A 26678-nucleotide genomic window follows, 5' to 3' on the forward strand; every position below is an offset into this window, starting at 1 on the left:
CTGACGGCCCCGGCCGGTTCCGCCTCAGGCCGCCCGGCTCTGCGCCGCCTCGTCCTCGACCCGGAACACGCCGCTGAGCTCCTTGAGGCTGCGCGCCTCGTTCAAAAGCCCCTGCGTCGCGGCCGAATTTTCCTCGAACATCGCGGCATTGTGCTGGGTGACCTGATCGAGCTGGTTCACCGCCGCGGTGACCTCGCTGATCCCCGCCGATTGCTCGGTCGCGGCATTGGCGATGCTGACCAGAAGCCCGTCCAGTTCGGTGACAAGGGTTTCGATCTGTTCCAGCGCCGTATCCGAGCGCGAGGCCAGCTCCACCCCCGAGGCCACCTGCCGCGACGAGGTATCGATCAAGGTCGCGATTTCCCGCGCCGCTTCCGAAGACCGCTGCGCCAGCGCCCGCACCTCCGAGGCGACGACGGCAAAGCCGCGCCCGCTCTCCCCCGCCCGCGCGGCCTCGACGCCCGCATTCAGCGCAAGCAGGTTGGTCTGGAAGGCGATGTCGTCGATGACGCTGGTGATGCGCGAGATCTGTTCCGAGCTGCGGGCAATGTCGTCCATCGCCTGCGCGGTCTGACGCACCACATCGCGCCCCGTTGCCGTGGTGGTCCGGGTCCGGCTGACCGCCTGCGCCGCGGTCCGCGCCCCGGCGACCGAATTTTCCACCGACGAGGCCATCTCGTTCATCGCCGCCGCGGTTTCCTCGAGCGAGGCCGCCTGCATCTCGGTGCGCCGTCCAAGCTCGCTTGACGCCGAGCTGAGATGGCGCGTTTCCAGTTCCACCACATCGGTCGCCCGCACGATCGAGGCGATCAGCCCCGACATCTTCGCCAGCGCGGCGTTGAAATCATGCCGCAGGTTTTCATAGGACTCGGGGAAGGACTGGGTGATCCGCCCGGTCAGATCGCCCGCAGACATCGCGCGCAGGCCCGCGGCAAGCGTGCCGACCACATGGTTTTGCTCGGCCATCTGCGCTTCACGCGCGGCCTCTTCGCGGCGGCGCTGCTCTTCGCGTTCGGTCAGGCGCCGCGCCTCCTCCTGAAGACGCTCGCGTTCCAGCTCGGCCTCGCGCAGGCGCATGGCTTCCTCGCGCTCGCGCGCTTCGGATTGCGCCCTGGCCAGCGCGGCTTCCTGCGCCTTGCGCTGCTCTTCCATCTGCGCCTTTTCATGCAGCGAGATCCGGAACACCTCGATCGCCTTGGCCATGTCGCCCACTTCGCTGCGCAGATCGGTGCAGGGCACCGCACTTTCGGCATCGCCCGCGGTCATCCGCTCCATCCGGCCATGCACCTGCGCCAGAGGTTTGGTGACACTGCGCGCAAGACCGGTCGCCGCCGCCACCAGCACCAGCGCCACCAGCCCCATCGAGATGAAGCTGACCTGCCGCAGATGCACGAGCGCCGCCGCGATGTCGCTGACATAGGACCCCGTGCCGACGATCCAGCCCCAGGGGGTGAAATCGCGCACGAAACCGATCTTTTCTTCGGGCGTGTCGGTGTCGGGCTTTTGGAACATGTAGCGGATCGACCCGGCGCCCTCGGACTCGGCGAGGGCGATCATTTCCTGATAGATCTTCGTGCCTTGCGGGTCGGTCAGGTCGATCTTCGAAGTGCCGACCCAATCGGGTTTGACCGGATGCGCCTGCACGGTCGCGCTGTGGTCGATGACGAAGAAATAGCCCGAGTCGTCAAACCGCAACCCGGAAATCCGTTTCGCGCCCTCGGCCTTTGCGGCGGCCAGATCCATTTCGCCCGCTTCGACCTGCTTTTGCAACTCTGCCAGAATGCTGACCGCGGTGTCCGTGACATCGCTCAGATGCTGCTGGCGCATTTCGTAGGCGTTCCCGACCGCGAAATGCAGCAGCGTCTCGGACAAAACGAGAAGCGAGAAAGAGGCAAGCGCCACAATGGCATAGATACGCGCCGAGATTCCCCAAAGTCGCATGTTTCTTGGTCCTTTCAAAAGCAATTCAGTCCACCCGGCGCAGGCCTGCAAGAAAGATCGCGGGCCCGGGTCCTAATGCCAGCCCCCGCCGCGATGCCGGATTTGCGCCCGTCACGGGCGCCTTGCCCGCCAGGAGAGATCCCGCAGGATCTGGGCGGCACGCGGTTGCGGTCTGTCATCTCACCCCTCGAGTCGAACTGTTCAACCGAGGTGAGTCTGCCGCGGGAAAGAAAACAACCGGTTTAGCGCCGCGGGCGATTCCCGCCGAAAGCCCTGTGATCGGCATCAAATCGGCGGTGTGACGCAGCGTCATATTCGAAAAAAAACAAGTCGAATTTGCGCGATCCGGCCCCGCCCTTCGGGCCGTTGCCTTTGCCGCGCAGCGATGGCTTCGGGCCGGGCCAGCTCGTCCTGCAGCCGTTACGGCGCGACGGCCTCCAACGCATCCAGCGCCCAGTCGATGTCGCGCGTCGCAAACTGGCGCAGCACCTTTCGTATCCGTTCCTCTTCCCAGGTCCACCATTTCAGCGCCAGAAAGCGGGCGATCTGCTCGTCGGTAAATCGCTTGCGCAGCGGCTTGGCGGGAATGCCGGCGGCGATCGTGTAGGGCTCGATATCCGACGTGACCAGAGCGCGCGTGCCGATGACCGCGCCGTGACCGATCCGGACCCCCGCCTGGATGATCGTGTCCCGGCCGATCCAGACATCCGAGCCGATCACGACGCTCAGGTCGCGTTCATATCCCGCCGGGCGTTCCGCCCCCGCCACGGGCCCGAAGACCATGCGCATCGGATAGGTCGAGACAAAATCAAGCGGATGAATGCCCTGCGTGCCGACATAAATCGACACCTCGGCGGCGATGGAACAAAAGGCGCCGATCTCGACGGAATGGGCGGTCTTTTCAGCCTCGTTCCATTTCAACGCGGGCGTTCCGTAGCTGTAGGCGCCGACAGAAATCCGAAACCCGCGATCGATCAGAGGTTTCAGGCCGAAGGCGGTGGTCGGCGGCATCCGCGGGTGGTGACGTTCAATGGGTTCAAAGGGTTCGTTCATGGAAAACTCGGACATGACTGCGGTTTTGGTTCACGATCAGCTGCGCTGCAGGAAAAGCACGATCTGACCCGGTTGCGCGACGCTGATATCCGTGGCCACAAGGGTCCAGCCCTTCCAGCGGTCGCGGACATATGCGATGCTGGTCGAAGTTTCTCCGAAGAAGGCCGACTTGTCCTTGGTTCCAAGATTGCCCCCGACAAGATGGGCAAACCCTTCGCTGCGGTGTTTCCGGATCATGGTTTCACGCGTGGCGGCATCAAAGCGCGGCCCCTGCCAGAAGATATCGCGGCGGATGGTCGCGGCCAGAACGCCCTTGGGGGCAATATAGTCGCGCAGCGTCTCGAGCACCTTGAATTGATAGGCTTCATTGAGGTGGGTGAAAACGCTGAAGACATTGATCAGGTCGAATTTCTGGCCGGGATCGGCGGGAAGCGAGTCGGGATAGGGGTCGCATTGGCGGAAGGTGCCCGGAACCTTGTCACGCGCGCAGATGGCGATCGATTCCGCCATCGGATCGAAGCCGTAGATCTGTTCGGCCGCAAGGAAGCGGGACAGAAAGCGCGGAATGCGCCCCCAGCCGCAGCCATGGTCAAGGAACATCATCTCGGTGGCGGGCTTGCCGCTGAGAAAGGAGGCATGGGCCAGCAAGGATTTGATGTAGCCGGAGGCGACGGTCACCATTTGCGACCCGTGGGTTCCGGTCCATTTGATTTGCTCGGCTTCCGCCGGTGTCCGGGGCAGCAGCTCGCCAAGTCGCCCGGCAGGACGGCCGACAAACTGCAAAAGGCCGTAAACCTCGAGGGGAATGTCCTGAAAAAGAATATTGAGGCGAGACTCATGTTTTGCGGCTTCCTCGGCACGGGCGACAAGTCCGCGGATATCGCCGTCATTCAGCAAATTGGGATCAATCATTTCCTGTCCAGCCCCTCGAATAAAATCGACGCCTGCAAGAGATCTGTCTCTTGTCGAAAACTCCCCGAATTCCACCCGCAGAACAAGACTTTTATTATTGCGGGGTCTACCGTAGATTGCGGGCGTGATTCCCCTTTGACCCGGCGCAATCCGCCCGGGGTGATTCGTTTTGTTCGGAACTTGTTATCTCAGCCCTTTGGGCAAGTTAAAGGCGACGCAGGACGCTCTGATTGACGCGCGTCCCTGCGGGCAAAGCGCCGCTTGAATGACATATCCGAAACTCTGCTTTTTCCAGGGGGGATGACCGGCGGTCTTGCACGGCATGATCTTCTTCAAGCGCAATGGCTTGCGCCGATGTGCCCGGCCGGAAACGGCGTCAGGACGCCGTCTCCGGCGCGGCGGCAAAGACCTGCACCGCCCCCGGGTCAAGCCGCAGACCGACCCGCCCCGGGGGGCGCGGCTGCCGGGTTGAGGGCAGGTCAAGCCGCAGCTCCACCCCGCCCGCCTCAAGCCGCAGGACCAGCCGCTCCTGCGCGCCCAGAAATTCGGCCCGTTCGATCCGCGCCGGGGCCCCCGCGGCCGGATCGCAAAGCGCAAGCGCCTGCGGGCGAAAGAAGGCCACCGCCGCCTGCCCCTCGGCCAGCCCCGGGGCGGCAAACCGGCCCAGCGGCGTCACCAGCGCGCCGCCCGCCACCTGCCCCGGCAGGGTGCTGCCCGGACCGAGAAAGCGCGCGGCGTAAAGCGTTGGCGGCGCGTGATAAAGGCTGCGCGGATCGGCCAAAGCCTCGATCTTGCCCGCCTGCATCACGGCCAGATGATCGGCCACCGCCAGCGCCTCGGCCGGGTCATGGGTGACAAGGATCGCCGCCACCCCGATCTGGCGCAACAGCGCCAGCGTCTCGGCCCGGACGCTGTCGCGCAGCCCCTGATCCAGGTTGGAAAACGGCTCGTCCATCAGCAAAAGCCCGGGCCTCGGCGCCAGCGCCCGCGCCAGCGCCACGCGCTGGCTTTCCCCGCCCGAAAGCTGGTGCGGATAGCGGTCCGCCAAAGCGCTTACCCCCGCCACCGCCAGAACCTCGGCCACCCGGGCCTTCAGCTCCGCAGAGGGCGCCCCGCGCAGGCCGAAGGCCACGTTTTCCGCCACGCTCAGATGCGGAAACAGCGCGTAATCCTGAAACATGAAGCCGATGCCGCGCGCCTCGGGGTCGACGAACCGCCCCGGCCCCGCCAGCACCCGCCCCGCCAGCACGATCTCGCCGCTGTCCGGGCGCTCGACCCCGGCGATCAGGCGCAGCAGCGTGGACTTGCCGCAGCCCGACGCGCCCAGCAGACACAGGATTTCGCCCTGACCAAGGTTGAAGGAAATCTCCGCAAGCGCCGTCACCGCACCGAAACGGCGGCTGACGCGATCAAGACGAAGCCAGGAAGCGGCGGGCAAGGGCGCAGGTGTCATCGGCCCAATCTAGGCAACCGCGGCCAAAAATCCATCCCGCACCAGCGGATTTGCCGCCTGCTGAGCGCCCCGGTTCAGGCGTTCATGTCGCGCATGAGGCGGCCGTGTTTTCGGACTTCGGTGAGGACGGCGCCGAAGGTGGTCAGGCCGCGGGCCTTGAGGGCGGGCAGCAGGCGCAGGAAGGCCTCGGCCGTGGCGACCGTGTCGCCAAGCGCGGTGTGGCGGGCTTCCTCGGGGATGGTGATGCCCAGCCGATGCGTCAGCGCGTCCAGGCTGTGGCCCTCGGCGGCGCCGAAGACCACCGCCGACAAAAGCACCGTGTCGAGCACCGGATTGTCGAAATTCTTGCCGATCAGCAATTCCTTGCGGCGCAGGAATTCCAGATCGAAGGGCGCGTTATGGGCGACCAGCACCGCGCCCTCGGCGAATTTGTGGAACCGCCGCCCGACCTCGGCGATCGCGGGCGCGGTTGCCACCATCGCCTCGGTGATGCCGTGAACCGCCGTCGAGGCCGCCGGGATCGGCCGCCCCGGGTTCACGAGCGTGTCAAAGACCTCGCCCGCCACCCGCCGCCCGTTGACGATCCGCACCGCCGCGATCTGCACGATCTCGTCGCCGCCGGTGGGAAAGAGCCCCGTCGTCTCGGTGTCGAAGACGACGAAGGTCAGCTTGTCGAGCGGGGTTTCGGCCAGCGCGCTTTCGCCGCCCCGCCCCAGCAGATCAAAGTCATAGACCACCTGGCGCGGCACCGGACGGGGCACCGGATGGGGATCCGGGCCGATCCGGCGTGCCTCGCGCAGCGGCAGGCAGAGCCGGTGCCGCCCCTCGTGCAGCCGCTCGGGCCACAGATCGGTCGCATGGACCGAGAGCACCCGCCGCCCGGTCACCTCGGCCTGGCCCACATCCAGCGGCTCGGAGAGCCACAGCTCCAGATCGGCAATCGCCACCGCCGCGCCGCGCCATTCGAGCGCGATCAGCGCCCCCGCGCCGTCTTCAAGCACCTCCAGCCGCTTCTCGGCCCGGCCCGGGCCCAGACGGCGCACCAGATGCGCGATCAGCGCCACCATCTCGAAGCCCTCCAGCCGCAGCAGCAGGGCCGCGGTCACCGGCAGCAGATCGCCCGCCCCCTCGGCCGCGACGCGGGCCTGCACGGCGGCGCCGAAATCCGAGGCGCGGATCATCGCAAGCGGCCACCAGTCGGCCCGCATCGCCTCGTGGCGGTCGTGCAGGCTGTGGATCGCCTGCGCAAGATGGCCCGCCTCGGCCCGGGCGGCCTCGCGCAGCTGCGCGCGGGCCTGCGGATCGGCGGGCCCGTCCTCGGCGATCAGCACGCCCATCAGCGATTGCAGCGCCGCGGCCGGACGGCGGATGCGGTCGAACAGCTCGTCCATCAGCGCCTCGCGCCCGGCATGGGCGCGCAGATCGGCCGAGACATCGCGCAAGGTCAGCACATAGCCCGCCAGGCGCCGCACCTGATGATCCTCCCCCTCCGAGATCAGCCGCATCCGCGCGGCGAGCGTGCGGCCATCGGCCACCGTCGCGCACAGAAGATCCGAGGCGGCATCGGGATCGGCCGTCGCCAGAAGCCGCGCATGGGCATGGCGGATCGGCGCCGGGTGCAGATAGTCGAAGACCCGCCGGTCGAGCCCCGGCGCATGCGCCCCGCCCAGCAGATCGACCGCCTGACCGTTGTAAAAGACCAGGGCATGATCGGCGGTGCACAAAAGCACCCCCACCGGCACGTCCGACAGCAGCGTCTCCAGCCGGTCCTTTTCGCGGGCAAGCCGGGTGGTCTCGCGCTGCACCGCCTCGGTCAGCGCCGAGCGGGTCTCGTTCAGATGCTGCGCGATCGCCGCCGCCGCCGGGGCCAGATCGCCCAGATAGCGCCCCGCGCTTTCATCCAGCGCGCTGTCGACCGCGGTCTGGGTGCGCGCCCGGATCGAGCCCGCCAGCCGCTCGATCGGCCGCGCCAGATTGGCGTCGAACAGCGCCCAGACCACCCCGATCAGGCCCAGGATGACCAGCCCCGCCACGGTGCCGCCGATCACGAAGCCCGAAAGCGCCTCGGGCCGGGCGAGCTTGTGAAAGCCGAAGACCAGCCCCGCGACCAGCGCCGCAAGATTGCCCATCGCCAGCGCGGCGAAGAACAGGAAGATCCGGAGGCGCAGGCTGAGCCGGGCCAGCCCCATCACGCCCCCTCCGGGTCCAGCAGCCGGTGCAATTCGTCGCGCAGCTCCTTCAGCTCGAAGGGTTTGGCGATGAACCCGTCGGCGCCAAGCGCCAGCGCCTTGCGCCGCTCCAGCGCCGAGCCGCGCGCCGTCATCATCACGATCCGCACCCCGGCCAGCGCGCCATCGGCCCGGACCTGCTGGCAGATCTCGTAGCCCGAGACCTCGGGCAGCATCACGTCGAGCAGCACCAGATCGGGGCGCTCGGCGCGGATGCGCTCGACCGCGCCCAGCCCGGTGGCCAGCCGCGCATGATCCAGCCCCTCGCGGCCCAGAAGATAATCAAGCGCAATGGCGATGTTGTCCTCGTCCTCGACGATCAGCACGCGCGGCCTGCCGCCGCTTTCCCCGGTCATTCCGTCCTCCCGCGCGGGGGCCATCTCTGCCCGCCGCCTCTCCGCCCGCTGCATGTCAGCCCACCACGGCCTTGCCATGACCCAGCGCCGATTGCATCGTGCGCACCACCACGAAAGCGTCGCGCAGATGCGCGCGTTCGAAATCGCTCAGATCCGAGGGCGCGAGGAAATTGTCCGGCGCCCGCCCGGAGCGGATCAGCCGGGCCTGGTTTTCCAGCCGCGTCGTCGCGATCAGGTCATAGGCCTCGATCAGATCGCGCGCCTCGCCGGGGGCGATCGTCCCGGCCTCCTCGGCGGCCTTCAGCCGGGCGCGGGTATTGGCGAGACCAAGCCGCCCGCGCAGCGCCTGCACCCGCGCCAGATCGATCACCGGCACCACCCCGTTCATCTTCAGATCGATGTGGTTGCGGTGCTCGCCCGAGCGGATCGTGGCAAAGCCGCGCAAGAGGCCCAGAGGCGGCGTGTGCTTGAGCGCATTGCCCAGCATATGCGCGATGAAGATCGGGCTTTGCGCCGCCAGCCGCAGGGTTTCTTCCTGCAGCGCGGTGAAGAGATCGGCGCCAGTGCCGCCGATCGGGCGCAGATCGAACATCACCGAGGCCAGCATCTGCGCCTCGGGGTTCGGCGTGTCGATCCAGTCGTGGAAATAGCGCCGCCAGACCCCGAGCGGCTGGCACCAGCGCGCGGCCGTGGCCATCATCTCGCCCGGGCAATGCACGTAACCGCAGGCGTCAAGCCCGTCGCAGACGATCTTCGCCAAAGCGCGGAAATACTCCATGTCTTCGGGCTTTGCCGCATCATCCAAAATCAGGCAATTGTCCTGATCGGACACGCCAGTCTGTTCCTGCCGCCCCTGAGAGCCGCAGGCGAGCCAGAGATAGGGCACCGGCGGCGGCCCGAGATCGCGTTCGGCCATCACCAGAAGCCTGCGCGTCACCGCATCGGCGATGTCGGTGATCAGCCGCGTCACCACGTCATGGGCGTGATGCGCGCCGACAAGCTGCACCAGCAGCTGCGGGATCCGCGCGGTGACCGCGGCCATCTCGGCCAGGGTCTCGGCCGAGACCACGTCGCGAATGAGCACCGCCGCCGAGACCGCCTGAAACCGCGTCAGATCGGTCTGGGTGATCATGCCGACGAAACGCCCCGCCTCGGTGATCGGCAGATGGCCGATGCGCCGCTCCAGCATGATATGCAGGATGTCGGAGCCGAGCGCGGTGGGCGGCAGGCTGACCGGATCCGCCGTCATCACCGCCGCCACCGGGGTTTCGGGCGCTTGCCCCTCGGCCAGGATCTTGTTCGACAGATCGCGCTGGGTGACGATGCCCAAAAGCGTCCCGTCCGCCGCGACGACGCCGAGCGAGGAAACATGCGCCGCGCGCATCTGCTGCGCCGCCGCGATCGCGGGGGTGTCGGGCGCGCAGGCAAGCGGCTTGCGCGCGATCAGATCGGCCACTTTCTGCGTCGCGATCTCGGTCGAGACCTTCTCGCCGCGCTTCCTGTTGAAGAAGCGCTCGAACGCCGGATAGGTCTCGATCAGCCGCTTGAAGCTGGGGGTGGGCAGCACAAGGCAGACCGTCTGCGCCGTCGCCCGCGCCTGGGTCGCGGCCAGCCCGTCGCGCAGAAGACCGCGCTCGCCAAAGGAATTGCGCGGACCCAGAAGCGAGACCAGCCCGCCATTGCCGTCGGTGATTTCCACCGCGCCCTGCTTGATCAGGTAAAGCCCGCCCAGGGGCGTCTGATGCACATAGATCAGCGCCTGGGCGCAAAATTCCATGCGGCGAAAGGAACGGGCCACCTCGGCCAGCTCGTCACGCGGCAGGGTATCATAGGGATGGACGGTTTCCAGAAAGGCAAGGACGGCCTGACGGTCGGGTTCCATGATCTCTCCTGTGCAGGCGGGGCCCGTGAAGGCGGGGGAACGGGCGGGGAGGACCCCGCCCGCCGCCGGATCAATGCGCCGAGGCTTCGGCGGCGCCGATGCCGGTTTCCGAACGGATCTCCTGCGCCAGATAGCCGTCCCGGTCCTGATCGCCGCGCCGGCTCTTGTCGGTGATCGAAAAGAGCCAGATCCCCGCAAAGCCCAGCACCATCGAGAAGAGCGCGGGCGAGGTATAGGGGAAGGGCGCCGAGCCCTTTTCAAAGCCGAGCGTGGCCTCCCAGACCGAGGGCGAGATCACGGTCAGCGCCACCGAGCTGATCAGCCCGAGGGAACCGCCGATCACCGCGCCGCGCGTCGTCATGCCCTTCCACAGAAGCGACATGAAGAGCACCGGGAAGTTCGCCGAAGCGGCGATGGCAAAGGCCAGCGACACCATGAAGGCGATGTTCTGCTTTTCAAACGCCAGACCCAGAACCACCGCGACGATGCCAAGGCAGATCGTGGTGATGCGCGAGACCCGCAGCTCCGAGGCGCTGTCGGCCTTGCCGTTCTTGAACACGGTCGAATAAAGGTCATGCGACACCGCCGAGGCGCCCGAGAGCGTCAGACCGGCGACCACGGCCAGGATCGTGGCAAAGGCCACCGCCGAGATGAAGCCGAGGAAGATGTTGCCGCCCACCGCCTGCGCCAGATGGATCGCCGCCATGTTGTTGCCGCCCACCAGCGTCAGCGCGCCCTTGGCATCATAGCTGACCAGACCCGGGTTGGTCAGGACATAGACGATGGCGCCAAAGCCGATGATGAAGGTCAGCATGTAGAAATAGCCGATCCAGACCGTCGCCCACATCACCGACTTGCGCGCTTCCTTGGCCGAAGGCACGGTGAAGAAGCGCATCAGGATATGCGGCAGACCGGCGGTGCCGAACATCAGCGCCATGCCGAAGGAAATCGCCGAGATCGGGTCTTTCACGAAGGTGCCCGGCCCCATGATCGAGATCCCCGCAGCCGCCGCCTCCTCGGGGGTCTTGCCCGCCGCCAGCGCCAGATCGGTCTTCACCTTGACCGAGTCCGCAAACAGGCTTTCCAGGCTGAAGCCGTAATGCACCATCACCATCAGCGCCATGAAGCTGGCCCCGCCCAGCAGCAGACAGGCCTTGATGATCTGCACCCAGGTCGTCGCGGTCATGCCGCCAAACAGCACATAGACCATCATCAGGATGCCGACGACGATCACCGCATAAAGATATTCCAGCCCGAACAGCAGCTTGATCAGCTGCCCCGCGCCCACCATCTGGGCGATCAGGTAAAAGGCCACGACGACCAGCGTCGACATCGCCGCAAAGACCCGCACCGGCGTCTGCGCGAACGGGAAGGCCGCCACATCGGCGAAGGTGAACTTGCCAAGGTTGCGCAGCCGCTCGGCCATCAGGAAGGTCAGGATCGGCCAGCCGACCAGAAAGCCGATCGAATAGATCAGCCCGTCATAGCCCTGCAGCATCACCGCCGCCGAAATCCCCAGAAAGGACGCCGCCGACATGTAATCGCCCGCGATCGCCAGCCCGTTCTGAAAGCCGGTGATGCCGCCGCCCGCGGTGTAGAAATCGGCCGCCGATTTCGTCCGCCCGGCCGCCCATTTCGTGATGAACAGCGTCGCCACCACGAAAAAGCCGAACATCGCGATCGCGGTCCAGTTCGTGGGCTGCTTTTGCACCGCCCCCTCGATCGCGCCCGCCGCAAGGGCAAGGCCGGGCGTCAGGCTCAGCGCCGAGACCGCCGCAAGGCGGGTGAAGGTCGTGACCGGGCTCATTTCAGCACCTCGCGCTTCACCTGGGCGGTCAGCTCGTCATAGTCGCTGTTGGCGCGGAAGACGTAGATCGCCGTCACCACGATGGTGAACAGGATCACCCCGAAGCCGACCGGGATCCCCCAGGTCATCACCCCCTCGCCCATCGGCACGGCCAGAAGGTCCTTGCGAAAGGCGATGACGGTGATGAAGCCGTAATAGACCAGCAGCATCGCGATGGTGAGCAGCCAGCCGAACCGCAAGCGCTTTGTCTTCAGCGCGTGGTAGGCCGGGCTCCTGGCGATGCGTTCCAGCATCGTGTCTTGCATGTGTTTTCCTCCTCGTTGAAGTCGTCCGCTCCGGCTTGCGCGGCGCGGTTTGGCCGTGTTGCCCCGGCCGTTGCTCTTGACCCGCCCGTAGCGGCGGGGGTTTCACACCCCCGCACCCCCGTGGCGTAGTTGCGCCAGGAAAAAGCACAGACTTTTGCCCGTTCACCCTGGCGCAAATCTCCCGGGGGGAGAGGTGGCGCGGGCAAGTCGGGGGGCGGCGCCCCCCGCCTCCGGTCAGGCCCGGTTCATCCGGTTGTCGATCAGCTCCTGCACCACGCCCGGATCGGCCAGCGTCGAGATGTCGCCAAGCGCGCCATAGTCGTTCTCGGCGATCTTGCGCAGGATCCGGCGCATGATCTTGCCCGAGCGCGTCTTCGGCAGGCCCGGCGCCCATTGGATCAGATCGGGCGAGGCGATCGGACCGATCTCGGTGCGCACCCACTTGACCAGATCCTTGCGCAGATCCTCGCTGGGCTCGATCCCGTTCATCAGGGTCACATAGGCGTAGATGCCCTGGCCCTTGATGTCATGCGGATAGCCCACCACCGCCGCCTCGGCCACCTGCGGATGCGCGACGAGCGCCGATTCCACCTCGGCCGTGCCCATCCGGTGCCCCGAGACGTTGATCACGTCATCGACCCGGCCGGTGATCCAGTAATAGCCGTCCTTGTCGCGCCGACAGCCGTCGCCGGTGAAGTAATAGCCGCGATACTGGCCGAAATAGGTCTCCTGGAAGCGGTCGTGATCGCCCCAGACCGTCCGCATCTGCCCGGGCCAGCTGTCGGAAATGCAGAGCACCCCCTCGCATTCGACCTCGCCGATCCGCACCGCGGTCTGCGGGTCCAGCACCACCGGCTTGACGCCAAAGAACGGGTTCGTCGCCGAGCCCGGTTTCGTCGGTGTCGCGCCGGGCAAGGGCGTGATCATGTGCCCGCCGGTCTCGGTCTGCCAGAAGGTGTCGACGATCGGACATTTCCCTTTTCCGACATATTTGTCGTACCAGACCCAGGCCTCGGGGTTGATCGGCTCGCCCACAGACCCCAGCACCCGAAGCGAGGAAAGGTCATATTTCTCAACCCATTCCGGGCCCTGACCCATCAGCGCGCGGATCGCCGTCGGCGCGGTGTAGAACTGATTGACCTTGTGCTTTTCGCACACCGCCCAGAACCGCCCCGCATCGGGGAAGGTCGGCACGCCCTCGAACATCAAGGTCGTCGCGCCATTCGCCAAGGGCCCGTAGATGATGTAGCTGTGCCCCGTCACCCAGCCCACATCGGCGGTGCACCAGAACACGTCGCCGTCCTTGTAATCAAACGTGTATTGGTGCGTCATCGCGGCATAGACGAGGTAGCCGCCGGTCGTATGCACGACGCCTTTGGGTTTGCCGGTCGAGCCCGAGGTGTAGAGGATGAAGAGCGGATCTTCCGCATTCATCGGGCGGGGCGGGCATTCCGGGCTGACGTGCTCCATCAGGTACAAAAGGTCGACATCGCGGCCATGCACCCAGCTGATCTGATCGCCGGTGTGCTTGACCACCAGGCAGCGCACCTTGTCCGAGCAGTGCAAGAGCGCCGCATCGGTGTTCGCTTTCAGCGGCGTGCGCCGCCCGCCGCGCGGCGCGGTGTCGGCGGTGATCACCAGTTTGGCGCCGCAATCATTGATCCGGTTCGCCAGCGCATCGGGCGAAAAGCCCGCGAAAACAATGGAATGGATCGCGCCGATCCGGGCGCAGGCCAGCATCGCATAGGCCGCCTCCGGGATCATCGGCAGATAGATCACCACCCGGTCGCCGCGCATGATGCCCTGGGACAGCAGCACATTCGCCATCCGGTTCACCTTTTCGGAGAGCTCCTTGTAGGTGATGTGGCGGGCCGGTTCCTTCGGGTCATCGGGCTCGAAGATGATCGCGGTTTGCAGCGCGCGGTCGCGCAGATGCCGGTCGATGCAGTTCACGGACGCGTTCAGCACCCCATCCTCGAACCATTTGATCGAGACCTTGCCGAAGGTGAAATCGGTATTCTTCACCTTGGTATAGGGCGTGATCCAGTCGAGCCGCTTGCCCTCGCGCCCCCAGAACGCATCCGGATTCTCGAGCGATTCCCGATACATCTCGAGATATTTCGCGCCATTCGCATGCGCAGTCTCAAACCCCGCCGGAACCTCCCGAAGCGCCGGTGCGACCGAGGGTTGTCCTTGAACTCCCATGAAATCCTCCTGTGTCGGCGACCAAGGCCACCAGATGCCGCGGCACATCCGCGGCAGCTCTCCCGAGAGGCATTGTAAACTGATTGTGTATCTTCCCGTAAACCCTTTTTTTGCCATGACAAAAATGTAAACGAATTTACGGAAACCAGATCCGGCCTGTAAATTAAATATCAAGGCGATTCAGCGCCTGAGGCATCTTGCGCCGATCGCAGGCCCGCCCCGGCCGCCGCCGGGCCTGCCCGAAAAACACGCCCAGGTTGCAGACCCTTCCGTCAGACCGGCGCCGGGGGGGACAGGACCCTAGTCCTGTGCCGGATCGCGGGGGGGCGGCGGCGCATCCTGGCGGTCGCGGTGCAACGCGGCGCGGCCGAGCAGCATCATCGTCACCGGCGTCGTCGCCATCACGCAGATGCCGATCACCAGCTCGTGGATGAAGACCCGGTCCTGCAGCCAGGACCAGGACAGAAGCGAGGCGATCAGGATCGCCGCCGCCCCCCAGCTGGTGCCAAGCGCGGGCGCATGCAGCCGGTCGTAAAAGCTTTTCAGCCGCACCAGCCCCACCGCCCCCAGCAGCGTCAGCGTCGAGCCGAGCAGCAGGAAGGCCGCCACCGGAGCCGCGATCCACCACGGCAGGCTTTCGGGCGCGCTCATTCGATCACCTCGCCGCGCAGCAGGAATTTCGCCGCCGAGACGGTGCTGACAAAGCCCGCCACCGCGATCACCAGCGCCGCCTCGAACAGGAAGGGCGTGCCCATCCGCATCCCGGTCACGATGAAAAGCAGCATCGTCGCGACATAAAGCGCCTCGAGCGCCAGAACCCGATCCTGCGCCCGCGGCCCCAGCAGGATCCGCAGCGCCGCCAGACAGGCCGCCAGCGCCAGGGCGAATTGGGCATAGGTCAGCGCAAATGCAAGCAGGGGGGTCATCCGAAAGCCTCCAGCAGCCGGGATTCGTAACGCGCGCGGATCTCGGCGCGCAGGGTCTCTGCGTCGTGCAGATCGAAGACATGCAGGACCAGCACCCCGGTTGCCGGGTCATACTCGATCCAGGCGGTGCCCGGCGTGGCGGCGACGACCAGCGCCAGCAGCGCCAGCGCCACCGGATCGCGCAGCCGCAGCGGGATCGCGACGAAGCCCGAGCGGCGCGGGCACCGCCCGCCATCGTGCAGCATCCGCCGCGCCACCGCCCAGTTCGAGCGCAGGATATCGACCGAGACCACCGCGGCCAGACGGATCAGCGGCCAGATCGCGCGCAGCCGCGGCGGTTCCGGCTCGAGCCGGGCAAAGGCCAGACCGGCCAGAATGGCGACCGCCGCGCCCAAGAGCAGATGGCCGAGCGAAAACCGCGTCAGCATGAGCCACATCAGCGTCAGGGCAAGGGTCAGCAGCGGATGGGGAAACAGCCGGGTCATGGCGCCACCTCCGGCGCGGTCACGGGGGCGACGGCGGGCACGACGACGGACTGCGGCGGCACCAGCGCGCGGGCGGTCTGCTGCATGTAGCCCAGCACCGGGGCGGCCTTGAGCGAGAGCAGCACCATAAGCCCGATCAGCGCCACCACCGGGGCGATTTCCAGCGCCAGCACCCGCGGCGGCGGCGCATCGGCGGCCCAGAAGCTTTGCACGCCGACCCGCACCAGACCGATCAACGTCGCCAGCCCCGCGCCCAGCAGCAGCGCCGCAAAGATCCAGTGCAGCGCAGCGCTTGCCGGGCCCGCCGCCAGAAGCCCCTGCAACATCCCGAGCTTGCCCAGAAACCCCGCCAGCGGCGGCAGCCCCGCCAGCGCCAGCGCACAGGCGCCAAAGGACAGGCCCAGCACCGTCAGCGTGCCCGGGATCGCCAGCCCGGCCCCGGGCGCGGCCTCTTCCTCGCGCTCGTCAAGACCGTAGGCATCGGCGGTCAGCGCCAGAAGCCCGGCAATGCCCCCCTCCTCGCGGCTCATCGGCTCGATCAGCAGGAACAGCGCGCTGGTCGCAAGGGTCGAATTGAGCAGGTAAAACAGCGCCGCCGCCAGGATCGCGCCGTCCGCCCCCGCCAGCACGACCCCCGCCGCGGTCAGGATCGTGCCCGAGGAGACCAGCACCAGATGCGCCGCGATCCGGCCCAGCCCCTGCGCCGCCAGAATGCCGATGACGCCAAAGAGGATCGTCGCCATGCCGCCCGCGATCAGCACCGGGGCGCCAAAGCCCGCCGAGGCCCCCGCCCCCGCGCCAAACAGCAGAAAGGAGAGCCGCAAGATCACATAGACGCCGACCTTGGTCATGATCGCGAAGATCGCCGCCACCGGCGCGGCGCTGGCCATATAGGCGGTGGGCAGCCAGAAGGACAAAGGCCAGATCCCGGCCTTGATTAGAAAGGCGAGCCCCATCAGCGCCGCCCCGGCCTGAAACAGCGCCCGCCGCCCCTCGGGCAGATCGGGCACAAGCCCCGCCAGCTGCGCCATGTTCAGCGTGCCGCTGGCGCCGTAGATCAGGCTGACCCCGATCAGGAACAGCGCCGATCCGGTCAGGTTGACGGCGATGTAATGCAGCCCCGCGCGCACCCGCAGCTGCCCGCCGCCATGCAGCAACAACCCGTAGGAGGCCGCCAGCAGCAGCTCGAAGAAGACGAAGAGGTTGAACAGATCGCCGGTCAGAAAGGCGCCGTTCAGCCCCATCAGCAGGAACTGGAACAGGCTGTGGAAATGCGGCCCCTGCCGGTGCCAGCCCGCCGCCGCATAGACCAGCGCGGGCAAAGCCAGCAGCCCGGTCAGCACCAGCATCAGCGCCGAAAGCCGGTCGTTCACCAAAACGATGCCCCAGGGCGCGACCCAGTCGCCCAGCCGGTAAAGCCCCGCCTCGGCCCCGCCCGGCCCCTGCGCCTTGGCCCGCGACAAAAGCTCGAGCGCGCAGACCAGCGTCGCGAAGGCCGAGACCAGGCTGATCGCCAGTTTCGCGCGGCGCTGCCGGTCGTCATAGATCAGCATCAAGGCCCCGGCAAAGAACGGGATCAGGATCGGCGCGATGATCAGATGTTCGGGCGCAGGGATCATGCCTCGGGCTCCTTGCCGTCGACATGGTCATTGCCGGTCAGCCCCCGCGCCGCGATCAGCACGACCAGAAACAGCGCCGTCGCGGCAAAGCCGATGACGATCGCCGTCAGGACCAGCGCCTGCGGCAGCGGATCGGCATAGGCGGTCGGATCGATGAACCCGCCGCGCGGCATGATCGGCGGCACCCCCACCATCAGCCGCCCCATCGCGAAGATGAACAGATTGACCGCATAGGACAAAAGGCAAAGTCCGACGATCACCTGAAACGTGCGCGGGCGCAGCAGCAGCCAGACCCCCGAGGCGGCCAGAATCCCGATCGCGGCAGAAAGAACGATTTCCATCACGCGGCCTCCCGTTCCTTTTGCGCGGCGCGGTCACGCTCGCGCAGGCGGGCGATGCGCAGCGACTGGTGCGCGAGCGCAATCAGCATCAGCACGGTCACCCCCAGCACCAGCGCAAAGACCCCGGCATCGAAGATCAGCGCCGTCGCCGCCGGAACCTGCCCGATCAGCGGCAGATCGACATACCGCGCATGCGCGGTCAGGAACGGATGGCCGAAGACAAAGGCGCCCAGCCCCGTGCCCCCCGCGATCAACAGCCCCACCCCCATCCAGCGGATCGGCAGCACGGTCAGCCGCGCCTCGACCCAGCGCAGGTCATGGCCCAGATATTGCAGCAAAATCGCGATCGACACCGTCACCCCGGCGGAAAAGCCGCCGCCCGGCAGGTCATGGCCGCGAAAGAACAGGATCGCCGCCAGCACGATCAGCACCGGGAACATCCAGCGCATGATCACCGAGGGCACCAAAAGCGCATGCGCCAGCGTCGGATCGCGCAGCCCGGCCTCTTCCTCGGTGCGGGTGGTGCTTTCGGGCGCGGGGCGGAAGCGGCGCAGCAGCGCAAAGACGGTGATGCCGACGATCGCCAGAACGGTGATTTCGCCAAAGGTGTCGAAGGCGCGGAAATCCACCAGGATCACGTTGACGACATTGGTGCCGCCGCCCTCGTGATAGGCGTTGCGCAGGAACCAGTCGCCGACATTGGGGATCAGCGGCCAGGTCATCATCACATGGGCGACGGCGGCCAGACCGATGCCGACGGTCCCCGCGATGACGAAATCGCGCGCCCGGCGCAGCCGTGCGGGCAAAAGCCGATCGGCGGCGATTTCCTCGCGCCGTTTCGGCAGCCAGCGCAGGCCCAGCAGCAACAGCACGGTGGTGACGATCTCGACCAGCAGCTGCGTCACCGCCAGATCGGGCGCCGACAGCCAGGCAAAGGTCAGGCAGGTCACCGCCCCCGCACCGCCAAGCAGGATCACCGCGGCGAAGCGGTGGTATTTCGCCAGCGCCGCCGCCCCCAGGGCACAGGCCGCCCCCGCCGCCCACATCGCCGCAAAGGCCGGGTTCAGCGGCACCGAAAGCGGATCTGCCGCGGGCGCCAGCACGCCCCAGAGCGGCACCGCCGCCGCCGCCAGCGCCAGAAGCACGATCAGCCGCAGCTGCGGTTGCAGCCGTTCCGTCCCGAAAAGCCGCAGCCCCAGCCGCGGCAAGGTCCAGGTCAAAAGGAACATCGTGCGCTCGAAAAGCTTCTGCGCCCGCAGCCGGTGCAAGAGCGGCGGCCCCTCGGGCCCGCGCGCGATCGCGGCGTGAAACAGCGCATGCAGCCCCACCCCCGCCACCAGCGCGACGCAGCTCATCGCGAGCGGCAGCGTCAGCCCGTGCCACAGCGCGATGTCGGTATAGGGCAGATCCGGCCCCAGCACCGAAACCGCCGCCAGATGCAGCACCGGGCCTAGCGTCAGACCGGGCAGGATGCCGACAAGAAGACAGATCAGCACCAGCGCCTCGACCGGGCGGCGCATCAGCGCGGGCGGCTCGTGCGGGCTGCGCGGCAGGTCGGTGGCGACGGGGCCAAAGAAGACGCTGGCGATGAAACGCAGCGAATAGGCGACGGAAAAGGCCCCCGCCAGCACCGCCCAATAGGGCAGCGCATTGTCCAGCCAGCTGCCGTTGTTCCAATCCGCCGCGGCGGCAAAGAACATCTCCTTGGACAAAAAGCCGTTGAGCAGCGGCACCCCCGCCATCGCAGCCGAGGCGACGATGGCCAGGCTTGCCGTCACCGGCATCGCGTGGCGCAGCCCGCCCAGACGGCGCATGTCGCGGGTGCCGGTCTCGTGGTCGATGATCCCCGCCGCCATGAACAGCGAGGCCTTGAAGACGGCGTGATTGAGCAGATGAAAGATCGCCGCCAGAATGGCGCCATCGCTGCCGATCCCCGCCAGCGCGGTGATCAGCCCCAGGTGGCTGATCGTCGAATAGGCCAGCAACCCCTTGAGATCATGTCGAAAGATCGCAAGGAACGCGCCCAGGACCAGGGTTGCCATGCCGGTCCCGGTGACCAGATGGAACCACAGATCGGTCTGCCCCAGCACCGGCGAGAAGCGCACGAGCAGGAACACCCCCGCCTTCACCATCGTCGCCGAATGCAGAAAGGCCGAGACCGGCGTCGGCGCCGCCATCGCGCCGGGCAGCCAGAAATGAAACGGCATCTGCGCCGATTTGGTGAAACAGCCGATCAGAAACAGCCCCAGCACCAGCGGATAAAGCGGATGCGCCCGCACCAGATCGCCCGAAGCCAGAACCCGGTCCAGATCATGGCTGCCGACGATCTGCCCCAGAAGGATCATCGCCAGCAGCAGGCACAGCCCCCCCGCCCCGGTGACGATCAGCGCCATCCGTGCCCCGTCCCGCGCCGCCTGCCCCTGATGCCAATAGCCGATCAAGAGGAAGGACAGGATCGAGGTCAGCTCCCAGAACACCACCAGCATCAGGATGTTGCCCGACAGCACCACGCCGACCATGGCCCCGGTGAAGGCCATCAGAAAGGCGTAAAACCGCGGCACCGGATCGGTTTTCGACAGGTAGTAGCGCGCATAGATCAGCACCAGACTGCCGATGCCGAAGATCAGCGAGACGAAGAGCCAGACGAAACCGTCCATGCGGAAGCTCAGATCCAGCCCGAGCGCGGGCACCCAGCCGATCTGGCCGCGCACCACCTGCCCCGCGCCGATCGCCCCGTGCAACAGCGCCAGCACGACGCCCCCCGCCGCCAGAAACAGCCCCGACACCCAGGCCGCCGCGTCATGCGCGCGCGGCGACATCGTGCTTGTCGCCAAAGCCGCCGCAAAGGGCAGCGCCACAAGGATCAGCAGCAGGTTCTCTTCGATCATGCGCCCGCAGCTGTCCTTTCCGGGTTTGAAATCATGGAGGAGCCCGTCGCGACACCGGCCCCGGCGGTCCGCGCAAGCAGGCTGCCGCGGGGCCGGGCCCCGGACGTTGGCAGGGCATATCTGTCTCATAAAGGGGTTGTTTACGCCATTTCAAGACGATGCCTTGCGTTTTTGCCCCGCGGCCCGCGCGGTCGTTTCGGGTGGCCCTTGGCGGCGGCGCGGTCTAATCTGGCGCCGTTCCGGCCCGCCTGCCCCCTCCAACCCACCCCGTTCCCGACCGCAACCGCGAAAGCCCCATGCGCATCCTGCACACCGCCGACTGGCATATCGGACAGACCCTGAACGGCTGGTCGCGCGAGGCCGAGCACCGCGCCTTCCTGGCCGATCTGGGCGAAATCCTGCTGGCGGAACAGGTGGATGCGCTGCTGGTGGCGGGGGATGTGTTTGACGGGCTCAACCCCTCGGGCGAGGCGCAGCGGCTGCTTTACGCGGCGCTGGCGGGCTATGTCCGGGCCAATCCGCGGCTGCAGATCGTGCTGACATCGGGCAATCACGACCCGGCGCAGCGGCTGGAAGCCCCCGAGGCGGTGCTGCGCGAGCTGGGCGTGCATGTCCTTGGCACGCTGAGCCGCGGCCCCGGGGGGATGGATCTTGACCGCCATCTGATCCCGCTGCGCGACCGGGCCGGGCAGATCCGCGCGCAGGTTCTGGCGCTGCCCTTCCTGCGTCAGGCCGATCTGCCGGGGCTGCGCCTGGGCGCCGAGGAGGGGACCGAGGGCGCCGTCACCGCCGCGCTGCGGGCGCTGCTGGCCGAGACGGTCGCGCGCGCCGCAGCGATCGCGGGCACGCTGCCGCTGATCGCGATGGCGCATCTGACCTGCGCGGGCGGGCTGGAAAGCGCGGGCGCCGAGCGGCGCATCCTGATCGGCGGCGATCATGCCGTGCCCCCCGATGTCTTTCCCCCCGCGCTGGCCCATGTCGCGCTCGGTCACCTGCACAGGCCGCAATCGCTCGACGGCGGGCGGGTGCGCTATTCCGGCGCGCCCTTTCCGCTTTCGGCCAGCGAGATCGGCTATGACCACGGCGTCACGCTGCTTGATCTGGCAGGCGGCGCCGCGCCGCGCCATATCCCGCTGCCGCGTCCGGTGCCGATGCTGCGCCTGCCCGCGCAGGGAACCGCCCCCCTGCCCGAGATCCTCGCCGCGCTCGACCGGCTCGCCCTGCCCGACCGCCCCCGCGCCGAGGGCCCCTTCCTCTATCTCGCGCTGCGGGCCGACCGCCCGGTGACCGAGATCACCGCGGCCCTTGATGCCGCGCTCGAGGCGTTGCCCCTGCGGCTGGCCGGGCTGACGATCACCCGCCCCGAAACCGCCCGCCCCGCGGCCGCCCCGCCGCAGGATCTGACCCGGACCACGCCCGAGGCGCTGTTTGCCGCGGCCTTTCGCGATCTGCACGGCACCGAGCCCGAGACCCGCCATCTGAGCGCCTTCCGCGACGCGCTGTCCGAGGTCTGAGCCCATGCGCATCCTGTCGATTTCCGGGCAGAACATCGCCAGCCTCGCGGCGCCCTTCCGCATCGATTTCACCACCGCGCCGCTGGCGGGCGCGGGGCTTTTCGCGATCACCGGGGAAACCGGGGCGGGCAAATCCTCGATCCTCGATGCAATGTGCCTCGCGCTTTACGGCGATGCGCCGCGGCTTTCGGCGGGGGCGCGGTCCGACAAGGTGCCCGATGCCGCGGGCGAGGAGATCAGCGCCGCCGACAGCCGCGCGATCTTGCGGCGGGGCGCGGCGACGGGCTGGGCCGAGGTGCGGTTCGCCGGCCGCGACGGGCTCGAGTATATCGCGCGCTGGCAGGCGCGGCGGGCCCGCGACAAGGTCGAGGGCAAGCTGCAAACGGTGGCGCGCAGCCTGGCCCGGGCCGAGGACGGGCAGGTTCTGGCGGCGCAGACCCAGGCGGTCAGCGAACAGGTCGCGGCGCTGACCGGCCTGTCCTACGAGGAATTCCGCCGCACCGTCCTTCTGGCGCAGGGCGATTTCGACGCCTTCTTGCGCGCCGACACCGGGGAACGCGCGACGCTTCTGGAAAAGGTCACCGGAACAGGGCTTTACCGGGCGGTCTCGATCCGGGTCTATGAACGCACCGAGATGGCCCGGGCGGAACATGCGCAGCTTCTGGCCCGCGCGGCCGAGCATCGGCTGCTGGACGACGCGGCCCGCGCGGCGCTGACCGAAGAGATCGCCGCCCGGACCGCGGCGACGGCGGCGGCAACGGCGGAACGGGCCGGGCTGAGCGAGGCGCTGGCGCGGCACCGCCGCCATGCAGAGGCGGTCCGGCAGGTGCAGGCCGCCGCCGCCGCGCTGGCCGGGGCCGAGGCGCTCCAGGCCGAAGCGGGTCCGGCCCGAGCGCAGCTTGACCGGCTGGAGCGGGCGGCGCCGCTGCATCTGCCCTGGCAAGCCGCCGCCGAGGCCCGCGCCCGTCTGGACGCGGCCCGAAGCGGCGCCGAAGCGGCCGCGGCTTCCCGCAGCCTGGCAGCGCAGGCGCTTGCGACACGCGCAGATGCCGCCGCCCGGGCGACGGCGGCGGGGACGGAAACGGAAGAGGCCTTCAAGGCCTTCGGCCGGATCTGGGACCGCGCCGCCGCGCTGGATGCGCAGATCGCGACTGCGGCGACCGAGGCGGAAGCCGCCCGGACCCGCGCCGCCGAGACCGCGCGCGCCGCCGCCGGGATCCGCCGTGCCGAAGCCGATCTGGCCGCGGCCGAGACCCGAGCGCAGCAGGCGCGTCAGGCCGCCGAGGCGCGGCTGGCAGAGCTTGCCGCGCAGGCGCCGCTTGCCGATGACTGGCCGCAGCTGCGCCGCGATCTGGCCGATCATCGCGCGGCCTGCGCGGCGCAAGCCGCGGCCGCGACCGCGGCACAGGCGGCGCAGGACCGGGCGCAGGCGCTGGCGCAGGAGGCCCGCGCAGCCGCCGCGGCCGAGGCCCGTGATCAGGCCGCCGACAGCGCCCTGGCGAAAGCGGCGGCGGCGCTGCAGCAGGCGCTTGCGCCGCTTGAAGCCGCGCATCCCCCCGCCCGGACCGCCGATCTGGCGCGGATCGAAACCGATCTGGCCGAGCTGACCCGGGCGCTGCGCGATGGCGCCGAAGCCGCGGCTCTGGGCGCGGCGGCGCAGCGGGCGGCCACCGCGGCCGCCACGGAGGCCGCCTTGGCACGGGCGCAGGAAAGCGCTGCCAAACAAGACCTTGACCGCGCCGAGACGCAGATCGCCGCGCTGACGGCGCCGCTTGAACAGGCCGATCTGGCGCTTTCCGACGCCGCCCGCAGCCTGCGGGCGCAGCTGAGCGCGGGCAGCCCCTGCCCGGTCTGCGGCGCGCTTGAGCATCCGACCCCGGCCGAGGCGGGGCTGGCGCATCTGGCCGAGCGGCTGCGCGCCGATCAAGCCGCCGCCCGCGGCGCGGCACAGGCGGCGCGCGACGCGCTGACCGCCGCGCAGGGCGCCCGCGCGACGGCCGAGGCCCGCGGCACACAGGCGGCCGAGGATCAGCGCCGCGCCCAAACCCGCGCCGAAGCCGCCCGCGCGGCCTGGGGCGACACACAGCCGCGCGTCTCGGCCCGGCCGCTGGCCCCCGCGCTGCCCGGGACCCCGGACCCGACCGCCCTTGCCGCGGCGCAGGACCGGCTTTGCGCCCTGCAAACCGCCGAAGCCGCCGCTCAGGCCGAGATTTCGGCGCTGCGCACCCGCCTGACCGAGGCCGAGCGCGACCGCGAGCGCCTGCGCCGCGCGCTTTTGGCGCATCGCGGCACGCGCGAGCGGCTGGCCGTGCAGCAGGCCGAAACCGCGCAGGAGGCAGCCCTGGCCGAGGCCCGCCGGACCGAGGCCGCGGCCCGGCGCGACGGGCTGGCGCTGGCGCTGGCCCCGGCGCTGGCACGGGCGGGCGAAGACGACCCGGCCGCGCCCGGGCTGGCCGAACGGCTTGCCGCGACGGTCTCGGCGGTCGGGGCGGCGCGGACGGGGCTGCAGGCGGCGCAGGAGGCGCTGAGCGCGCTGGCCCCGCAACTGGCCGCGGCGCGACGGGACAGCGAGACGGCGACGGCGCAGGCCCAAAGCGCGGCGCAGGCGGCGCGGGACCGGGACGGCGCATGGGCGGCGCTGCGCGCCGAACGGGCGCCGCTTCTGGACGGGCAGCCCACCGCCCTGCATCGCAGCCGCTTCAACGACCAGCGGCTGGCGGCGCAACGGGCGCAACAGGCCGCCGCCGCCGATCTGGCCACGGCGCAGGCGGCGCTGGCCGCGGCCGAAGCCCGCGCGGCGGAAACCGCCCGCGCGGCCTCCGAGGCCGCCACCGCGCAGCGCGCGGCCGAAGCCGACCTTGCCGCCGCGCTGGAGGCCGCCGCGATGAGCGCGGCAGAGCTTGCGGCGCTCATCGCCCTGCCGCCCGGCACGGCCGAGCGCCTGCGGGCCGATCTGCGCGGGCGTGACGATGCGGTGACGGCGGCGCGCTCGGCCCTTGGCGCGCGCAAGACCGACCTGCAAGAGATTGAGGATCAAGGAAATCCCGCCGAAGACCCCGAAGCGCTTTCGGCCCGTCTTGCGGCGCTCGAGGCCGAGGCCGAGCGCCGCGCGCAAGAGATCGGGCAGCTCTCGGCCGAGCTTGCGCGCGATGCGGCGACGCGGGCGGCGCTGGCCGGTCTGGCTGTGGAAACCGAAGCCGCGCGGGCCGAGCTGGAGGTCTGGGAGGCGGTGAACAAGGCGATCGGCGCGCGCTCGGGCGACCGCTTTGCGCGGATCGCGCAGGCGATCACGCTCGATGTGCTGGTCGAACATGCCAACCGCCATCTGGCCGATCTGAACCCGCGCTACCGGCTGCGCCGCGCCGCCGAACTGAGCCTGCAAGTCGAGGACCGCGACATGGGCGACACCGCCCGCGCCACCCGCAGCCTCTCGGGCGGGGAGCGATTTCTGGTCTCGCTGGCGCTGGCGCTGGCACTCTCGCAGATGGGCGGCAAGGGCACTTTCGCGGGCACCCTTTTCATCGACGAGGGCTTTGGCGCGCTGGATGCGGGCAGCCTTGATCTGGCGATCGACGCGCTCGAGACGCTGCAATCGCAGGGGCGGCAGGTCGGGGTGATCAGCCATGTCGAGGCGATGCAGGCCCGCATCGCCACCCGCATCGCCGTGCGCAAGGAGGGCGGCGGCCGGTCGAGCCTGCGCGTCGAAGGGCCCGGGGTCTGACGCTTTTTTCCGCCGATGCGTCGGCGCCGAAACGCGGGCGGCGGCGGCGGCATGCAAGGATCGGCCAAGCCGCGCAGCAAGGAAGGAACCCGCCATGGCCGACAGACGCGATCACCGGATCATCGACGGCAAGGCGGTGCAGCAGCGCCTTTTGGCCGGGATCCGCGCCGAGCTGGAGGCGGCGGCAGAGACCCATCCGGTCGGGCGGCTGGTGTCGATCTCGATCGGCCCCTCGCCCGAGATCGAGGTCTATGTCCGCAATCAGGCCCGCGCCGCCGCGACCGCCGGTCTGCCCTTCGAACAGGTGGTCTGGGAGGCCTCGGCGACGCAGGAGGCCTGCAAGCGCAAGATCGCGGCGCTGAACGATGACCCCTCGGTGCTGGGGATCATCCTGCAACGCCCGGTGCCCGCGCATATCCATGTCCGCTCGCTGCAATCGGCGATCCATCCGCTGAAGGATGTCGAGGGGATGAACCCCGCTTCGATAGGCAATATCGTTTACAATGACATCGCGCTCGCGCCCTGCACCGCGGCGGCGGCGGTGGAGATGGTGCGCGCGACCGGGCTGCCCTTGCCGGGGCTTGAAGTGGTGATGATCGGGCATTCGGAAATCGTCGGCAAGCCCGTCGCCTTCCTGCTGATGGCCGAGGGGGCGACGGTGACGGTGTGCCACCACATGACGCGCTCGGTCGCGATGCATTCGCGGCGTGCCGATGTGGTGATCGTGGCCGTCGGCAAGGCGCATCTGATCGGGCCGGAGATGATCAAGCCCGGCGCGGCGGTGATCGACATCGGGATCAATCAGGTCACCGATGCGGCGGGCAAGGTGCGGATTCTGGGCGATGTGGACACCGAGGCCGTGCGCGAGGTGGCGGGCTGGATCACCCCGGTTCCGGGCGGCGTCGGGCCGGTGACGGTGGCGATGCTGATGCGCAACGCGCTGACCGCGCATCGCCGTCAGGTGGCGGCGGGCTGGCTGGAAGCCGCCAAGGCCTGACCGGGCCGGAGCTGGAACGGAGGCGGAACGGCGGGTGCCGATCAC

The 26678-nt window shown here is 68.6% G+C and carries 19 protein-coding genes; 3 read left to right on the top strand and 16 right to left on the bottom strand.

Annotated features, from left to right (window positions below):
• Positions 1–24 precede the first annotated feature (24 nt).
• From RCAP_RS10485 to RCAP_RS10560, 16 genes are all read right to left on the bottom strand, one after another.
• Positions 25–1941: a methyl-accepting chemotaxis protein gene (locus RCAP_RS10485; RefSeq protein WP_013067826.1), complete on the bottom strand. Its 1917-nt coding sequence runs from the start codon at positions 1939–1941 to the stop codon at positions 25–27.
• A 420-nt stretch (positions 1942–2361) separates the two neighbouring features.
• The gene (locus RCAP_RS10490; protein WP_013067827.1) at positions 2362–3009 is read right to left on the bottom strand and encodes a CatB-related O-acetyltransferase; all 648 of its coding nucleotides are present in this window, start codon (positions 3007–3009) and stop codon (positions 2362–2364) included.
• A gap of 21 nt (positions 3010–3030) precedes the next feature.
• Complete coding sequence (locus RCAP_RS10495; RefSeq protein WP_023911565.1) at positions 3031–3906, bottom strand: class I SAM-dependent methyltransferase; 876 nt, start codon at positions 3904–3906, stop codon at positions 3031–3033.
• A 376-nt stretch (positions 3907–4282) separates the two neighbouring features.
• Positions 4283–5359 (bottom strand): ABC transporter ATP-binding protein, encoded by a 1077-nt coding sequence (locus tag RCAP_RS10500; RefSeq protein ID WP_013067829.1) that lies wholly within the window; start codon positions 5357–5359, stop codon positions 4283–4285.
• Positions 5360–5433: 74 nt separating this feature from the next.
• Positions 5434–7548: a 3'-5' exonuclease gene (locus RCAP_RS10505; protein WP_013067830.1), complete on the bottom strand. Its 2115-nt coding sequence runs from the start codon at positions 7546–7548 to the stop codon at positions 5434–5436.
• Positions 7548–7943, bottom strand: a complete 396-nt coding sequence (locus RCAP_RS10510) for a response regulator transcription factor (RefSeq protein WP_013067831.1) — start codon at positions 7941–7943, stop codon at positions 7548–7550. Before RCAP_RS10510 ends, RCAP_RS10505 begins: the two co-directional genes overlap by 1 nt.
• 55 nt (positions 7944–7998) lie before the next feature.
• Entirely contained in the window at positions 7999–9825 is a 1827-nt protein-coding gene (locus RCAP_RS10515) for a DUF294 nucleotidyltransferase-like domain-containing protein (protein WP_013067832.1), read from the bottom strand.
• A gap of 70 nt (positions 9826–9895) precedes the next feature.
• The gene (locus tag RCAP_RS10520) at positions 9896–11632 is read right to left on the bottom strand and encodes a cation acetate symporter (protein WP_013067833.1); all 1737 of its coding nucleotides are present in this window, start codon (positions 11630–11632) and stop codon (positions 9896–9898) included.
• Complete coding sequence (locus RCAP_RS10525; protein WP_013067834.1) at positions 11629–11937, bottom strand: DUF485 domain-containing protein; 309 nt, start codon at positions 11935–11937, stop codon at positions 11629–11631. Before RCAP_RS10525 ends, RCAP_RS10520 begins: the two co-directional genes overlap by 4 nt.
• Before the next feature lie 234 nt (positions 11938–12171).
• A complete protein-coding gene (gene acs / locus RCAP_RS10530) occupies positions 12172–14142 on the bottom strand; it encodes an acetate--CoA ligase (protein ID WP_013067835.1) in 1971 nt (656 codons plus the stop codon).
• 300 nt (positions 14143–14442) lie between these two features.
• Positions 14443–14793 (bottom strand): monovalent cation/H(+) antiporter subunit G, encoded by a 351-nt coding sequence (gene mnhG / locus RCAP_RS10535; RefSeq protein ID WP_013067836.1) that lies wholly within the window; start codon positions 14791–14793, stop codon positions 14443–14445.
• Positions 14790–15068: a K+/H+ antiporter subunit F gene (locus RCAP_RS10540; protein WP_013067837.1), complete on the bottom strand. Its 279-nt coding sequence runs from the start codon at positions 15066–15068 to the stop codon at positions 14790–14792. The genes mnhG and RCAP_RS10540 overlap by 4 nt, the downstream gene beginning before the upstream one ends.
• Positions 15065–15553, bottom strand: a complete 489-nt coding sequence (locus tag RCAP_RS10545; protein ID WP_013067838.1) for a Na+/H+ antiporter subunit E — start codon at positions 15551–15553, stop codon at positions 15065–15067. Before RCAP_RS10545 ends, RCAP_RS10540 begins: the two co-directional genes overlap by 4 nt.
• Positions 15550–17172, bottom strand: a complete 1623-nt coding sequence (locus RCAP_RS10550) for a monovalent cation/H+ antiporter subunit D (RefSeq protein ID WP_013067839.1) — start codon at positions 17170–17172, stop codon at positions 15550–15552. Before RCAP_RS10550 ends, RCAP_RS10545 begins: the two co-directional genes overlap by 4 nt.
• A complete protein-coding gene (locus RCAP_RS10555) occupies positions 17169–17513 on the bottom strand; it encodes a Na+/H+ antiporter subunit C (RefSeq protein ID WP_013067840.1) in 345 nt (114 codons plus the stop codon). The genes RCAP_RS10550 and RCAP_RS10555 overlap by 4 nt, the downstream gene beginning before the upstream one ends.
• A complete protein-coding gene (locus RCAP_RS10560; protein WP_013067841.1) occupies positions 17513–20401 on the bottom strand; it encodes a monovalent cation/H+ antiporter subunit A in 2889 nt (962 codons plus the stop codon). The genes RCAP_RS10555 and RCAP_RS10560 overlap by 1 nt, the downstream gene beginning before the upstream one ends.
• Positions 20402–20697: 296 nt before the next feature.
• Here RCAP_RS10560 and RCAP_RS10565 point away from each other — a divergent pair, with 296 nt between their 5' ends.
• From RCAP_RS10565 to RCAP_RS10575, 3 genes are all read left to right on the top strand, one after another.
• Entirely contained in the window at positions 20698–21915 is a 1218-nt protein-coding gene (locus RCAP_RS10565) for an exonuclease SbcCD subunit D (protein ID WP_013067842.1), read from the top strand.
• A gap of 4 nt (positions 21916–21919) precedes the next feature.
• Complete coding sequence (locus RCAP_RS20060) at positions 21920–25636, top strand: AAA family ATPase (RefSeq protein ID WP_013067843.1); 3717 nt, start codon at positions 21920–21922, stop codon at positions 25634–25636.
• A gap of 94 nt (positions 25637–25730) precedes the next feature.
• Positions 25731–26633: a bifunctional 5,10-methylenetetrahydrofolate dehydrogenase/5,10-methenyltetrahydrofolate cyclohydrolase gene (locus tag RCAP_RS10575; RefSeq protein ID WP_013067844.1), complete on the top strand. Its 903-nt coding sequence runs from the start codon at positions 25731–25733 to the stop codon at positions 26631–26633.
• Positions 26634–26678: the final 45 nt, after the last annotated feature.

Origin of the sequence: Rhodobacter capsulatus SB 1003 (assembly GCF_000021865.1) — a bacterium.
In the GTDB taxonomy this organism is placed as follows: domain Bacteria; phylum Pseudomonadota; class Alphaproteobacteria; order Rhodobacterales; family Rhodobacteraceae; genus Rhodobacter; species Rhodobacter capsulatus_B.

Excerpts from the sequence above, each read along its gene's own strand:
- RCAP_RS10485 (WP_013067826.1), bottom strand. The coding sequence starts at position 1,941 with ATGCGACTTTGGGGAATCTCGGCGCGTATCTATGCCATTGTGGCGCTT.
- RCAP_RS10490 (WP_013067827.1), bottom strand. The coding sequence starts at position 3,009 with ATGTCCGAGTTTTCCATGAACGAACCCTTTGAACCCATTGAACGTCAC.
- RCAP_RS10495 (WP_023911565.1), bottom strand. The coding sequence starts at position 3,906 with ATGATTGATCCCAATTTGCTGAATGACGGCGATATCCGCGGACTTGTC.
- RCAP_RS10500 (WP_013067829.1), bottom strand. The coding sequence starts at position 5,359 with ATGACACCTGCGCCCTTGCCCGCCGCTTCCTGGCTTCGTCTTGATCGC.
- RCAP_RS10505 (WP_013067830.1), bottom strand. The coding sequence starts at position 7,548 with ATGGGGCTGGCCCGGCTCAGCCTGCGCCTCCGGATCTTCCTGTTCTTC.
- RCAP_RS10510 (WP_013067831.1), bottom strand. The coding sequence starts at position 7,943 with ATGACCGGGGAAAGCGGCGGCAGGCCGCGCGTGCTGATCGTCGAGGAC.
- RCAP_RS10515 (WP_013067832.1), bottom strand. The coding sequence starts at position 9,825 with ATGGAACCCGACCGTCAGGCCGTCCTTGCCTTTCTGGAAACCGTCCAT.
- RCAP_RS10520 (WP_013067833.1), bottom strand. The coding sequence starts at position 11,632 with ATGAGCCCGGTCACGACCTTCACCCGCCTTGCGGCGGTCTCGGCGCTG.
- RCAP_RS10525 (WP_013067834.1), bottom strand. The coding sequence starts at position 11,937 with ATGCAAGACACGATGCTGGAACGCATCGCCAGGAGCCCGGCCTACCAC.
- acs (WP_013067835.1), bottom strand. The coding sequence starts at position 14,142 with ATGGGAGTTCAAGGACAACCCTCGGTCGCACCGGCGCTTCGGGAGGTT.
- mnhG (WP_013067836.1), bottom strand. The coding sequence starts at position 14,793 with ATGAGCGCGCCCGAAAGCCTGCCGTGGTGGATCGCGGCTCCGGTGGCG.
- RCAP_RS10540 (WP_013067837.1), bottom strand. The coding sequence starts at position 15,068 with ATGACCCCCCTGCTTGCATTTGCGCTGACCTATGCCCAATTCGCCCTG.
- RCAP_RS10545 (WP_013067838.1), bottom strand. The coding sequence starts at position 15,553 with ATGACCCGGCTGTTTCCCCATCCGCTGCTGACCCTTGCCCTGACGCTG.
- RCAP_RS10550 (WP_013067839.1), bottom strand. The coding sequence starts at position 17,172 with ATGATCCCTGCGCCCGAACATCTGATCATCGCGCCGATCCTGATCCCG.
- RCAP_RS10555 (WP_013067840.1), bottom strand. The coding sequence starts at position 17,513 with ATGGAAATCGTTCTTTCTGCCGCGATCGGGATTCTGGCCGCCTCGGGG.
- RCAP_RS10560 (WP_013067841.1), bottom strand. The coding sequence starts at position 20,401 with ATGATCGAAGAGAACCTGCTGCTGATCCTTGTGGCGCTGCCCTTTGCG.
- RCAP_RS10565 (WP_013067842.1), top strand. The coding sequence starts at position 20,698 with ATGCGCATCCTGCACACCGCCGACTGGCATATCGGACAGACCCTGAAC.
- RCAP_RS20060 (WP_013067843.1), top strand. The coding sequence starts at position 21,920 with ATGCGCATCCTGTCGATTTCCGGGCAGAACATCGCCAGCCTCGCGGCG.
- RCAP_RS10575 (WP_013067844.1), top strand. The coding sequence starts at position 25,731 with ATGGCCGACAGACGCGATCACCGGATCATCGACGGCAAGGCGGTGCAG.